The sequence below is a fragment of the Nocardia sp. NPDC058640 genome (genome assembly GCF_042716995.1).
GTDB lineage: Bacteria > Actinomycetota > Actinomycetes > Mycobacteriales > Mycobacteriaceae > Nocardia.
The window spans coordinates 1-13,113 of sequence record NZ_JBHXRG010000056.1 but is presented as its reverse complement, the minus strand read 5'-3'; the positions used below and the strand labels follow the sequence as shown (position 1 = coordinate 13,113).

Here is a 13,113-nt window from a genome sequence, read left to right as displayed (position 1 = left end):
CTCTTACCAGGGGCTTCGCCAGTTCGCACGCCGAGTGAGCGCCAATCAGCCTGCGGGGCAACGTGGTTCAGCGGCAGGATGAAAAAGGCTCACTGCTTGCCGCCGTCAGGCGACACCCACCTGGCGAGCAGGATCTCAATCGCGCCGGAAGATTCCCGAACGCATATGGCGTATGCGGCGACTCGTAGTTCTTTCCCCACCTTGCGAGCGTATCGGCAAGCGGCCCAACCCCGTCGCTCGGCAAGACCGCAAGCGGTACGGGCTACCACTCGGAAGTCGGGTTTGCGCAGTTCAGGAGCGTCTGACACTCACTGAGTGCTCGCGGAACAGGTCGTCACCCGTGGGAGCGAGAGTGCTACTCGCGTTCGAAAATCTGGCAGGCTCGCCAGTTCAGAAGAAGGCGATCGCCGCCGAAAACTGGCACAGCTGCCAGACGCGGATCGTGAACATGCAGGTCAGGGTCGTGCGCGGTGACACTCCTAGGTGTGCGAGTGCACTCGAACACCCAAAACCCCGAAAACGGCACCTGTGGAGCAAATCTGTGATCGAGGGGGGACTTGAACCCCTCGATCACGCACATCTGCTGGATTGATGTGTTCGATCACATCGAACGGTAGATGCCTGACGTACGAGCAATCAAGCCGTCGGGCGAGTCAATTTCGACCGGAATCGGCCGATAACCAGCTACGGACGGCGGTCTCCGGCGCAGGTCGGCTTCGGCCGCAGATGTCCGGTGACCAGCTGCGACCATTCTCGATCGCTCATAAAGTCGGCACAACGTTTCGGGCCTTGACCCCGGGTGATGGACACGCTTGAACTTGGTCTCAGGCCAGGGAAAGCGAGAAGATCTACCCGATGGCAAAGAAGAGCTACAGCGACGATTTCCGCCGCGGTGCGGTCGAGCTCTACCGCGATACCGACGGCGCGACCATAGCCGGGATCGGACCGACCTGGGGATCTCCCACGGCTCGCTGACCGCTCAAAAACGCGGGTGTACCGATCCGGCAAGCCCGATCGACCCCGCCGCCCAAGCCCGCCGACCGGGAGACTCCCGAGCAAGAAGCTGCCCGCCTACGCGCCGAACTCGCCCAGGTCAAAGCCGAGAAAGCCAAGCTCGAGACCGAACGAGACATCCTTCGATCGGCGGCAAAATATTTCGCCGGCGAGACGAATTGGTGAACCGCTTCCAGTTTGTTGGCGACCACTCCGACACCTACCCGGTGAAGCGGTTATGTCAGGTCATCGATATCGCCCGCTCCTCGTTCTACGCGTGGAACAACGCTGCTGACAAACGCGCCGCCCGTGCTGACGCCGACGCGCAGCTCGCTGCCAAGATCCGTGCCGTCCACGACACCGACAACACCTGCGGGCGACCCAGGATCACCGCTGAGCTCAACGACGGCGCACCCGCAGATCAGCGGATCAACCACAAACGCATCGGAAGAGTCATGCGCGAGAACAACATCGAGGGTTTGCGGCTACGCCGCCGACACCGAACCACCATCGCCGAGCCTGCCGATACCCCGTCCCAAGACCTGCTGCGCCGTGATTTCACCGCGGCGCAGCCCAACACCAAGTACGTCGGTGACATCACCTATCTGCCCTGCGGAGACGGCAAGTTCTTCTACTTGGCCACGGTGATCGACTGTTATCCCGCCGTCTGGTCGGGTGGTCGATCGCTGATCACATGCGCACCGAACTCGTCAAAAACGCCCTCGATGCGGCTGCGTTTACCCGCGGTGGCCTCGACGGGGCGATCCTTCCTTCTTGTCACCGAAGTCAGCACACTGCAAAGGATTTCGCGGCTCTGTGCGGTCGGCTGGGTGTTACTCAATCGATGGGCGCGGTGGGCACGAGCGCCGATAATGCCCTCGCGGAATCGTTCAACGCGAGCTTGAAACGGGAGACGTTGGAGGGCGCGGCCCGGTGTGAATCACCCCGCGCTGCACGGTTGGCGGTGTTCCGGTGGATCACCAGCTACAACACCCGACGAAGGCATTCCTACTGCCAATATCGCAGTCCCGCCGATTACGAGATCGCCTACGCGTCCGCTACGTTGGGGCTTGCCGCGTAATCACATATCCCCGTGTCCAGTATCCGAGGACAAGGCCCTCCTTCGAGTCCCACAGTACTGAAAGGTATTTTGCCGAAGTAAGGCAATGGGCCGGGCAAGTGGCAGATGCATGGAATGAACTCGTCGATACCCCTGCGTGCCAGGGTGAGTTGAGTCCACCGGTACTCAGCTCACCCTGACACGCAGGGTCGGCACCACAGATCAGATGTCACCGATCCGTGCAGCAGCCCCGTACCCATACACTGGCTGCCGGGCGTCTTGCCTTGAACACTACGTCGTGTAGTCGGCGTTGATTCTGATGTAGCCGTCGGTTAGGTCGCACCCATACACCGTCCACGCACTACGACCAGCCCCCAGGTCGACGTTGATCTCGACCGTTTCCCTCGCAAGGTGGCGGCGAACCGCCTCTGTGTCCACATTCGCACCCTGCCCTCCATCGGAGGGCTCCGGGTACACGACGGTGTCGCCAAATGACACACGCACTGACTCGGGCTCGATATCAGGCTCATTACTGCACTTGCCGATCGCCATCAGGATCCGCCCCCAGTTGGGGTCTTCACCGTGGACCATAGTTTTCACGAGCGGCGAGTTGACGATCGCCTTCCCGATGGTACGAGCCTGTCGATCACTGGATGCACCGGTCACCGACACCGTGATCAGCTTCGATGCTCCTTCCCCGTCGCTGGCGATCATCTTCACCAAGTCTGTACAGACCGCTGTGAGGGCATCGGCGAAGGCGTCGAGCTCTACTGGGCCAGCCTCCCCGTTGGCGAATACCGCGGCAGTGTCGCTAGTCGAGGTATCCGTGTCAATCGAGACGGAGTTGTAGGTGCGTTCGACTGTTGCCCGAAAGACTCGATCTAGATCTGTCTGAGCAATCTGAGCATCGGTGAAGACAAACGAAAGCATGGTAGCCATGTCGGGTTCGATCATCCCGACACCCTTCGCTACGCCCAGGATTTTGGCATTCCCGACCATCCGGACCGAAACTTTGGGCCGGGTATCAGTGGTCATGATCGCAGTCGCCACAGCTTCCGGGTCTAGGGCCGTCGAAGCGCCGAGATCGGCGAGGCTTCGGCGGATCGTCGGCATCGGGTACTGGACCCCAATGACTCCCGTAGATGCCATGACGACTTCATCCGGATCGACGCCCCCCGCGCGGGCAACGATCGCCCGGATCTCCTGAGCGTTCTTCATACCTTCGGCGCCAGTAGCGACGTTGGCGTTCTTGGCCAGGATGGCGACACCACGAGGATGGCTGCGCTGAAGCGATTCACGGCCGAGACTGACACAAGCGCCTGCAAACAGCGACTTGGTGAAGACCACCGACGAGGTACAGGGAGTCTCAGAGATCACCATGGCGAAGTCTTCGCGCATCCCATCGGCCAGCCCTAAGTGGGCTGTCCATGAACGAAATCCTGCGGGTGACGGTGTAGTCACGGGTACTCCTGAACGTTGGGTGCTGATGGTTAAACATTCACTCTGTCCTGGCCCATGCAAGTAGGCAGCGGCGATTAGGCTTTCCCACCGACGTCTTGGGCCAGTCTGACAATAGGTAGATTCTGCCAACGAGTCCGCAACTCGTTAGCGTTGCCTCAACTTTGTCGCGAATGTCCTGCAGAGCCGCCCCGGACCACGAGAGACGACAGAGCACAACCGTCCGCCCACCTGGGTCGACTCCGGGGGCGAACACGACGACCTCCTCGACATCATCGATACGTGAAATCTCGTCGACCAAAGCACCTGACGAGCACAATGTGCCGCGCTCGTTGACCCACACGTCGTCGGATCGGCCCAAGACGCTGACTGTGCCGTCATCAGCGAGACGTACGGCATCACCGCTGCGATACCAGCCGTCGGAGAAGGCTTGGGCGGTGCGCTCCGGGTCGCCCCAGTAGCCACGTGCCTGGTAAGCGCGGTGGAAGACGGGCTCACCCACCCGATGGACGTCGAGATCTATTCCGGGAATGCTCCGAATGCGCATTTGCACGCCCGTCAGGGGACTCAGTTCCGGTGTCACCTGCAGCTCGGGCCGGAGATCCGCGCACATGATGCCAGCCTCGGTTGCGCCGTAGAGCCGACGTAGGCGGACTCCACAACGGTCAGCTACAAGTTCCGCTGTGGCCGGCGTTAGCAACGCACCACCGGTCAGAGCAATAGTAAGGTGCTCACCGATGTTTGCTGACGCCTCACATGTACGAGCAAGCGAGTCGTAATGGGCAGGTAGGGCACTCATATATGTCGCCGAAACGTCACGTATCGTGCGGACGATCGTCGACATCGTAGCGCCAGCGCCGACATGGACGGTCTGCGCGCCGACACAAAGCGTGGCGAGAACATGTACGTCAATTCCGTGCGCGAAATCCAGCGGATGGATATTGACTGCAATATCAGCCGAGGTCAGTCCCACCTGCTCACACCAGTCGAATCGGTCGGCCAGGAGGTCATCCTCTGCCCAATACACCCACTTCGGCTCTCCGCTCGAACCTGAGGTTTCAAGGATCCGGCCGCGCGAGGTGGTACTTACCGCAGGGGGCGGCGGTGCACCGGGTGTCGCTACCGCCAACGGAACCTGAGCGGTTCGGTCAACGACACTACACAATCCAGTCAGAGCTGTGTCGATCCCACTGCGGGTAACTGCATGCCAGCGTCGTCCGCTGTCTGCGAGCCTATTCCAGGCACGACGCGGTGTTCGGGTAGTCATGTGCACGCCACCGGCCGCCATGACACCCAGGAGCATGGCGGTGTGATCAATAGCAGACTCTTCGTAGTCAACGATGACAACATCGCCCTCCGAGACCACGGCCGAGAGGATATGACACCACGCCCTGGCAGCGTCGGCCAGCTCCCCAAAAGTGCATGCCGCATCTCCACATTGGAGCGCGGTGCGATCTGGATCGTGTAGTTGTGTGATGACGCCAAGGAAGCTGCTGAGCTCAGCCACTGATCTGCCCCCGTAGCAGGTGTCGGACGCTGTTGGGCTCGATGCGAGTGCGTCCATGCAGCACAAGTTCGTTATCGAGGACAAGCAGATCGCCCTGGGTCCATTCGTGGGCGTAATAGCTTGGGCTCTGGCGTAGATACCTGTCGAGGCGTGACAGTACTGGCCGACTGTCATCATCTGTCAAACCGGGAAGGCGCACTTGCCATCCTGTTGTCTTGTCGGCCGCGTCGAACGGTAAGGCGATGTTCAACCTCACGCTCTCGTCAGCCGCGGTCATTGTTGTCGGGATCGACAGCCAACGGTTAGCAACATCCGGGAAATGAGATGTGTCAGTGACGAAGTACTCCCACTCTCCAGCGACCAGCTCCTTGAACTCGGGGGGCGTCCTTTCGCCGAGCAATTCTGACTGCAGGCAAATCTCAGTGCACCCTGACCCCGGCATCTGGTCTACCGCATAGCAGTACAGCACAATGAATTTGGGCGATGCGCCAACCAAAGTCCCATCGGTATGCAGCGGCAGGGCACTGCGTCCCGTCACGATTCGATCCGGTCGCGGGCTCGCATCCAACTCCAGCAGTCCCGCTTCACCACTCCCGAACCGGTGGGACGACAGCTCGCCGATGCTATGGACGAATGTGCCGAATTCGTCGCGGGTCAGATCGACATCCCGCAGCAACGCGAACCCGTCACGAGCCGCAGCCTTTGTCAATTCCTTTGCCAACAATCTAGGCGAACGTCCAAGACGCGACGTTTCCGTCATAGCGAAGCACCTTCCGTTAGGTCACCAGCATTGCCCACGAGAATCACCTCTTCTGCCATCGCATTCCATGTCCGCGCGCAGTAACTCGACAGCGTCTCACCGAGTGTCGCCTCGACTCCTGCAACCAGGCCGGAGCCTTCGTGGATCGCGATCTTCTTTCCGGAGGCAGTCGCGGGAGGAAGGCGATCGCCGGCAAGCTGACGTACATAGAACTTGTCCACCCCCTCTACAGTTTTCAGTGCTGACGGGACCGCCAACTGCAGGTGCATCACATCGGGCTCCCAGTACGGATGCCGAAGTCGACTACCCTCGGTGAATTCGTCGGTCACCATCAGGCCAGAAGCACTAACGTCGCCGATTCTTGCGATGAGATCAGCGCTAACCCCGCTCATCCCGAGCTCGCTGGACGCGTTGAGCAGATCACTTCCAAGACCTGTAATCAGATCAGCACCGTCGCGGGCTGCTAGTTCGAACGCCGCCGTAACAAGGAGATGCACAGCGACGCTTTCCGCATCTGCGGATTGCATGAGCTGCATGCATCGAGGAATCGCAGCAACAATCTGCTCTGCCGTCAAATCGACGACTTCCAACGGCAGACCCACATGCTGTGCGGTGCGCGTCGCGCCCTTCACCTCGTCACCCCACGGCGTCCGAAGTGTCAGCGCAGAAACATCGGCTCCCGTCTCCCACAGGTATGAAGCGAGGAGGCCGGAATCGACGCCGCCCGACAACAGAAGCCGCACGGGACGCTTCGTTGCAGCAATCGCCGCACACGCCCTCCGCAGACCGTGATCGAGCCATGCCGTGGCCTGGTCGAGCTGACAGTCAGTCAGTGTGACCAACGATAAGATGGTTGGGTTTCCCAGATGTATCCGGAGTTCTCCCTGAGCAGTCGCAGTCGCAACAGTTCCAGGCCGTAGTGCAACGGCCTTTCTGCCCTGCGAACTGGGTACCGCGGCCTCTGTCAGCGCCAGACCTGAGCCGACAGCCCACACACGAGGCTCTATCTGAAGCATAAAGACCCGGCTCTCTCCATAGAGGGGCACGGTGACGGTGACACCGCCCTCTACGCGGCGGAGAAGCGGGGCGTCCACTCCGGCGTCAACCTGCAGCGCGCCATCGACTGCGGAGACAACCCAGCCTGAGTCGCCGCGGCTCAACGGCCGGCTCCGACGATCCCGCGCATCTTACTCTGCGCGGCGTTACCGGCGGCAAATCCAGCTCGATGGCCCGCGATGGCCGCGATCCTAGCTTCCTCCATGGCAAGCAGGATTTCGTGGTTGACGAATGACTTCGTCCGAGCGAACGGCACGGCCTCGTATTTGGCGAGGGCTAGCGCCCGCGAAGTGCCAGCCTCGAGCGGCGCCGCCGCTGGCACAAGTTCATCGATCAAGCCGTCGGCGAAAGCCGTCTCCCCGACCCAGGCGTCACAGCCAATGATCATGCGGTTCGCTACCGCCGGACCTACCCGGTGCTGAAGCAATGGTGCCCCGAGAATGCACGAAATGCCCAACTTCAACTCGGGCATTCGCAGATCAGCTGCGGAGGTGCCAATACGCCAATCGGCACACAATGCGAGCTGCAGTGCGATACCAATACAGAACTTGTCAATGACTACGACCGTTGGTTTAGGGACCGAGAGTACAGCCCGGTACATGTCGACGCACGCGTCGATCCACCGATTGACTTCACTCCCACCAGTGAAGTCCTTTACCTCATTGAAGTCACCTCCCACGCCGAACGACCGGCCATCGCCCGCGTACATAACGATCGCATCGACATTTTGATCGTCACCCAGTTCCCAAACGAGATCCGTGATGTTATTCATTTTTTCAGTCGAGAAGGTGTTGTGCCCCTCGCCATCGAACTCGATAATCGCAAGGTTTCCATCCCGCTGCGCAGTGCCACCTCTTCCGGATGTGGTCGAAGACCTCCCCGAGTCTGCGACACTCGCGAGCACTATTTTCTCAGCCATTTTTCGCGCTACTTTCTATCAGCTCAATCCACCGGATCGAACCATCGGTTCCAAACCTGGCCGCATTCATTCCGCGATTGATGTCCAGGAGTTAACAGGGTGTTGACGGGCCGCGGCAAAACAGATTCATACGAAACGAACTGCGCAGTGAAGACCCCCGCCCTGGCGGGATTACGTTAACATTTGTTCAAACATGTTGCAACACAAGCCATTTCGCGAACCACTGCTTCCGGCAAGTGGGCATTCCTCTATCCGTCCGCCGAACCTCATTTGGTCGATGCGCTCCGTACTGACCCCGTCCAACGGGGTGCGCGGCCGAGTACGAAGATCGCCACGCCTCCGCTCAATCCCGCAGTGAGCGCCAAGAGACCGATGTAGGCGCTCCTCAACGGAAAATAGTTCAGCACTGCGGCCGTCACTGCGCTGCCGGCCGCGCCTGAAACAGCGCGAATTACCGTGCTTATTCCACTCGCCGCACCAATGGATTCCGGCGGAACTGCATTGAACAGGATCGGAGGCATCGCTGCATAGGTTACAGTCATCCCAATTCCTACCGCGGATATTCCCAGTAGAAGCATGAAGACATTCAATATTGACGCCATCGACCCCAAACACATGATTGCACCAATCATTCCCATTCCAAGGCCGAACGAAAGCACCGCGTGCGGCCCCAACCTTCGGAAGAAGTAAGGAAGGAAGGGCCATAGCACCAAACCGCCGATAGTCACGCAATCCACGATCCAACCCGCCGCTCCCATACTCCAGCCGAACCCCCCATCCACAGTTGGCGCCTGAAGGACAGATGAGACGGACAGAGTCGTGACATACAACGCAAAGGTTGTCACAAATGCCGCAGCGTGCGCCGGTAGCGCATCGCGAACCGCAACCACTCTGAGTGGGACGAGCGGATCGCCGTGTCTCAGTTCAACAGCGATCCATGCGGCAATCACCGCGCATCCTGAGACCAACATTATGATCCCCGCTACGTCGTAGATAGTCAGTCCCAGAATCAGCAGAGGCATACCCGCAGCAAGCAGCACGACACCTGCTGGATCCTTCAGCCGCCTCGACTCTCGCAACGCTCTACGAGCAGGCTTCGGTACACATTTTAGGATGGCCGCGAGCGCGACAAAGCACCCTAGAGCGACGATAATGAGCGGCATCCGAAAGCCAACTGCCCAGAATGAGGTCAAACCTGGTATAGCGAACCCGCATGCGGTACCAAGAGTGAATCCCGTACTCACGAGGGTAAACGCCTTCGGCGCATTTCTCGAATCGACGTCTGTACTGATGATCGTGAACACGACCGCGAGCAGCGCCGAGCTTGCGCCCGTGAGTGCCCGTCCAACAATAAACTGTGGAACCGACGACGCCATCGCGCTGATTACGGACCCTATAGCAAGGGCAAGCGCGGACAATACCGCACCGCTGCGTCCCCCGTTGAGGTCCCGATATCGCGTTATCAACGGTGTTGCCACAGCAGCGACCAAGAGCGGTGCCGTGATTCCCCAGGCCATGACGGCTTCGGTGGAACCAAAATGCCCGGCAACAACAGGCATGATCGGAAGTAGCACCGTCTGCGTCGCGCCGATGACCAGCGAAACCAGCGCCAGTGCTAGCACCAATCTGGCAGGTTTGCCTTCGATCACCTCAGCGTTCATATCGGAAAATCCACCAGCGACTTCATGGGAGCGTGCTCGCCACCGTAGACCGATTGCTCGATCTCTATCGACGAGACTTGTTGATCAGTCGTGTTCACCACGCGCACTTTATGGAGTGCGTAATTGTCCGCGCCGGGAATCGCAACCGTCTCACCTATGGGCCACCCGGCACAAGACACGTCCCGAACGCATTTATACCAGCACGCGGAAACCGCGGCACAGACTGTGACCGTGGTGCCGAATTCCCGCTGTTCGGGCAGGGATCCCTTGCTATGCAGATGGTTTGACCCCTCGTTACCTCCAATAGGATCGAACAGGGCAGGCATCCGCTCGCGCCTGTCGAAACTCACCTTGGCGTCGGATTTCATCAACGCCTCAACTGCGCAGGAATAGTCGGAGTCAGCTCCTGTCAGTTCCAGGTCGAGTGGAAGATAAGCTACATGATGTATATTAGAGCAGTCCATTATGCTGTTACTCCCGGCGTTGCTGCGCCCTTTGTTTGCGAATACAGATCGAGGCATCGCCGTGTGGTTTGGATAACACAATACAAATCCGGAATCCGCGCGTCCAGAGCTTCATGCCCAGAAGGCCCAATGCTATACACTTTCCGCGCAGGCCCCTTGTTCGAACGTTGCATTCGATGATCAACCAGCCCACGCTCCTCGAGCACACGGAGCCGTCGGTACAGAGTACCCGGATCATCAGTAAAATCGATACCTAGGTCGATAAGCCGATGGAGTATCGAATATCCGTGATCGGGATGATCGGACAACAATAGAAGTACGCCTACTTCCAACAAATTTCCCGACGACACCGAAGTCACTTTAGACACCGAAGCCAACTTAGACACCAAAGTCAACTTGCCCGCCCTTCAACCCAATGATCGGCTAGGCATAAATCATCCTAGCCACCCCAGCGGAAACGTATTTTCGTGCCGCCGGGAAACCGTACAGAAACAGCCGATGTCTGTCAAAGTTGCAGGGCGGCCTTGATATTGCTGGATGCTTCGATCGCGATCGTCCGGTTGTCGCAGAACCAGTTTGCAGGGCTTGGTGATTCAGGCCGAGATGCCGACTGCGACGCAACTGGCAGGAAGGCAGTTTCCTAGCTGACCTGCAACATCGGTGCGTGTCGCTGGCGCGGGCACAGCCACAACCCCGAGATGATCGTGGTTCCTGCACCTGATCGTCGAAAGCCGTTGCCGTGACCACAATCTCATCATCGCGTGTCCACGACTGGACCGTCACCACGGGGTCGCAATCGTCGAACACCCCCGAGTCATCCCACGAAGCTATCGTTGATACGAGTTTTGCTGGAAGCCCGTGCCGCCGTGGCTGATCCGAGGAAGCAACGCGGTCGCCGCTATGGCCTGGCCGCAGTACTCGCGGTCGGACTCGCGGCAACATCGGACGGAGCTTGCTCGTTCGCTACGATCGCTCACTGGGCGCTGACGCCCCGACTGCGGTGCTGGCCGGTCTAGGAGCACGGACCGCTCCGTCCGAACCCGCCATCCGACGTCTGCCTTTCCGCTGTCGATGGTGACAACCTCGATGCCGTGATCGGAACCTGGATGTGGTTGCGCCCCAGTGCGATCACGGGCCAGCGAGTGATCGCTATCGACGGCAAAGCCCTGCGCGCGGCACGCGATCGCACCGGCAGCATGGCCTCCCTGCTGGCAGGGCCGTGTCAATCCAACGGCATGGTCCTGGTCCAAATCAGCATCGTCGCGAAGACCAGCGAGGTCCCCGGCCTGCGGACCCTGTTGGCCACACTCGATATCGCTGACGCGGTGATCACCGCTGATGCTGCGCACTGCTGCCGAGAAACAGCGCAAACGATCACCACCGCCGGCGCCCAATACATCTTGACCGTGAAAAAACAACCAGCCACTGCTGCGGTCACGGTTGAAAACACTGCTCTGGAGACAGGTACCCGTCGCTGACGTCAGCATGGGCAAAGGGGATGGTCGGCGTGAGCGCCGCATGTTGAGACCACCGCGATTGATGCCGGGATCGGCTTTCCTGGTGCCGAGCAAGTCTTGCGGACAGCCCGAAGGCGCACCGACCGCATGACCGGGGCGCGCAGCACTGAAATCACTTACGCGATCACTACTTTGACCGTCGCCGATGCCTCGGCGGAGCTGATCGCTGCGTGGTTGCGGGGCACTGGGGATCGAGAACCGAGTCCACTGGGTTCGTGGGGGAGCAGTTCTGGGTAGTCGGTGGAAGCTGACCTTGCCGTTCACGGTCGGCCGTCGGCCTCCGACAACCGGGCGCTCAGTTGCGAATCGCCAACCGCGGCGTCTCAGGCCAAAGGCGTTCGTAGCCAGCACTTCCGAGATCAGCTGCCCTATCTGAACTGCGGCACCGCCCTCTGGTCCCGCTGCCAGAACCACATTCGAGACCACAGAAGATGCTGGGCCACAGACCTTTCCGCCCGTGGAGCCCCAGCGGCCAACTGTCTGCCGTACCTACCAGTGGAAACCACGATCGGGTTAGCAATCCGAAACCGCTCAGCCGAGCATGAGCCGACAGTATTGGTAGATTGCCAATAGGCGCTTCACACTTACGTGGCACCGGGAGGCGCCTTATGGTGTGCAACCGTGGCTTGTGATCATTCCAAGTCGCGGTCAGCGTGCGTCGGAAGGGGAGGGTCATGACATTTTTGGAACCGGGCAAGGATCTCTCGTAAGCGCTGTACAGGTTCTATAGATGCTGTCACCATCCGTCCTTTTCGGGAATGCGAGAGGCATGAACCTGTGGCCATACGCTCATCCAACAGCTTTGCGAAACTGAGCCACTCTCGGAAGATTTAGGAACATCATGGTAGTTGGTGAAAAACAAGGGGACCGCTCCATCGTCCTCCCCGGTCGAGTCCCACGATACAAATTCGATTCAGATATCGAGAACGAGGTAAGAGCACTTCGCAAGCTGGATAACTGGCACGGGCCGGCAGCCTTGGTCGGCGACTGGCTCATTATCATCCTCATGATCGCTCTATGTGAGCAATTCTCGGGATGGCTTTGGTGGCCCGCGTATTTGGCACTAGCGCTACCTGCAATCGGTATCCGCCAACGCGCACTCGCGACACTCCTACACGAAGCCGCGCATGGAACACTAGCCAAGAATAAACGTCTCAACATATTCTTGGGAACCTGGTTCTCGGGATATGTCATCTTCCAGTCGTTCGAAACTTACCGGCGCAGCCACGTTCGTGACCATCACGGGAGCTTCGGGGATGTGCTCGTCGACCCTGATCTCAGAGCCCACATTGCGGCTGGACTCTATAAGCCCCAGTCGGGCGCACGTTTTACATGGCGCTATCTAATAATGCCGCTACTCGGGCGGCAAACGCCCGCCATTGTCAAAGAGCTTGTAGTAGCGCGCTTGTCCGGTACACGCGAAGAGATCCAGCGAGGCCTCGGTGTAATTTCATACATGCTCGCTCTTGGAATGATGTGCTGGGCGCTCGGATACGGAACGGAATTTCTGATCTATTGGATCATCCCACTGCTCCTGATATTTCCTTTGGTCAATTGGTACATCGAGATGTTAGAGCACTTCCCACTGGCGGGAAACAAGAACATCGATGTGCAGACTACTAGGAGGCTTATTCAGCTGCGGCATAAGCACTTTCGCTGAGGAGCTCGTCGCCTCGATTCGCGAGCGACGGTCCTTGTCTGCCAAAATCGTTTTACCA

At 59.2% G+C, this 13,113-nt stretch carries 9 protein-coding genes and 2 pseudogenes; 3 read left to right on the top strand and 8 right to left on the bottom strand.

Going from position 1 to position 13,113, the window contains the following annotated elements; translation table 11 throughout:
• The first annotated feature begins 855 nt into the window (after positions 1 to 855).
• Positions 856 to 2,074, top strand: a pseudogene (locus ACFWU5_RS28800) (IS3 family transposase).
• Positions 2,075 to 2,344: 270 nt separating this feature from the next.
• On the opposite strand, the gene argJ reads toward ACFWU5_RS28800, so the two are convergent.
• The 8 genes from argJ to ACFWU5_RS28760 form a co-directional block, all read right to left on the bottom strand.
• Positions 2,345 to 3,514 (bottom strand): bifunctional glutamate N-acetyltransferase/amino-acid acetyltransferase ArgJ, encoded by a 1,170-nt coding sequence (gene argJ, locus ACFWU5_RS28795; RefSeq protein WP_379270016.1) that lies wholly within the window; start codon positions 3,512 to 3,514, stop codon positions 2,345 to 2,347.
• Positions 3,515 to 3,551: 37 nt separating this feature from the next.
• Entirely contained in the window at positions 3,552 to 5,018 is a 1,467-nt protein-coding gene (locus ACFWU5_RS28790) for a class I adenylate-forming enzyme family protein (RefSeq protein ID WP_379270014.1), read from the bottom strand.
• Positions 5,011 to 5,778 (bottom strand): TauD/TfdA family dioxygenase, encoded by a 768-nt coding sequence (locus ACFWU5_RS28785; RefSeq protein WP_379270012.1) that lies wholly within the window; start codon positions 5,776 to 5,778, stop codon positions 5,011 to 5,013. Before ACFWU5_RS28785 ends, ACFWU5_RS28790 begins: the two co-directional genes overlap by 8 nt.
• Positions 5,775 to 6,620 carry an asparagine synthase C-terminal domain-containing protein gene (locus ACFWU5_RS28780; protein ID WP_379270010.1) on the bottom strand — a complete coding sequence of 282 codons (846 nt, stop codon included), beginning with the start codon at positions 6,618 to 6,620 and terminating at the stop codon, positions 5,775 to 5,777. Before ACFWU5_RS28780 ends, ACFWU5_RS28785 begins: the two co-directional genes overlap by 4 nt.
• A gap of 314 nt (positions 6,621 to 6,934) precedes the next feature.
• A complete protein-coding gene (locus ACFWU5_RS28775) occupies positions 6,935 to 7,753 on the bottom strand; it encodes an enoyl-CoA hydratase/isomerase family protein (RefSeq protein WP_379270008.1) in 819 nt (272 codons plus the stop codon).
• A 266-nt stretch (positions 7,754 to 8,019) separates the two neighbouring features.
• The gene (locus ACFWU5_RS28770; RefSeq protein ID WP_379270006.1) at positions 8,020 to 9,414 is read right to left on the bottom strand and encodes an MFS transporter; all 1,395 of its coding nucleotides are present in this window, start codon (positions 9,412 to 9,414) and stop codon (positions 8,020 to 8,022) included.
• Positions 9,411 to 9,782, bottom strand: coding sequence for a hypothetical protein (locus ACFWU5_RS28765; RefSeq protein ID WP_379270004.1), 372 nt, complete (start codon positions 9,780 to 9,782; stop codon positions 9,411 to 9,413). Before ACFWU5_RS28765 ends, ACFWU5_RS28770 begins: the two co-directional genes overlap by 4 nt.
• A 95-nt stretch (positions 9,783 to 9,877) precedes the next feature.
• A complete protein-coding gene (locus ACFWU5_RS28760; RefSeq protein WP_379270018.1) occupies positions 9,878 to 10,228 on the bottom strand; it encodes a PadR family transcriptional regulator in 351 nt (116 codons plus the stop codon).
• A 720-nt stretch (positions 10,229 to 10,948) separates the two neighbouring features.
• Here ACFWU5_RS28760 and ACFWU5_RS28755 point away from each other — a divergent pair.
• Together ACFWU5_RS28755 and ACFWU5_RS28750 are read left to right on the top strand one after the other, a co-directional pair.
• Positions 10,949 to 11,356: pseudogene (locus tag ACFWU5_RS28755) on the top strand (ISAs1 family transposase); the annotation flags it as partial.
• Between the two features lie 880 nt (positions 11,357 to 12,236).
• A complete protein-coding gene (locus ACFWU5_RS28750) occupies positions 12,237 to 13,055 on the top strand; it encodes a fatty acid desaturase (protein WP_379270003.1) in 819 nt (272 codons plus the stop codon).
• The last annotated feature ends 58 nt before the right edge of the window (positions 13,056 to 13,113 follow it).

Excerpts from the sequence above, each read along its gene's own strand:
- ACFWU5_RS28785 (WP_379270012.1), bottom strand. The coding sequence starts at position 5,778 with ATGACGGAAACGTCGCGTCTTGGACGTTCGCCTAGATTGTTGGCAAAG.
- ACFWU5_RS28775 (WP_379270008.1), bottom strand. The coding sequence starts at position 7,753 with ATGGCTGAGAAAATAGTGCTCGCGAGTGTCGCAGACTCGGGGAGGTCT.
- ACFWU5_RS28770 (WP_379270006.1), bottom strand. The coding sequence starts at position 9,414 with ATGAACGCTGAGGTGATCGAAGGCAAACCTGCCAGATTGGTGCTAGCA.
- ACFWU5_RS28765 (WP_379270004.1), bottom strand. The coding sequence starts at position 9,782 with ATGAAATCCGACGCCAAGGTGAGTTTCGACAGGCGCGAGCGGATGCCT.
- ACFWU5_RS28750 (WP_379270003.1), top strand. The coding sequence starts at position 12,237 with ATGGTAGTTGGTGAAAAACAAGGGGACCGCTCCATCGTCCTCCCCGGT.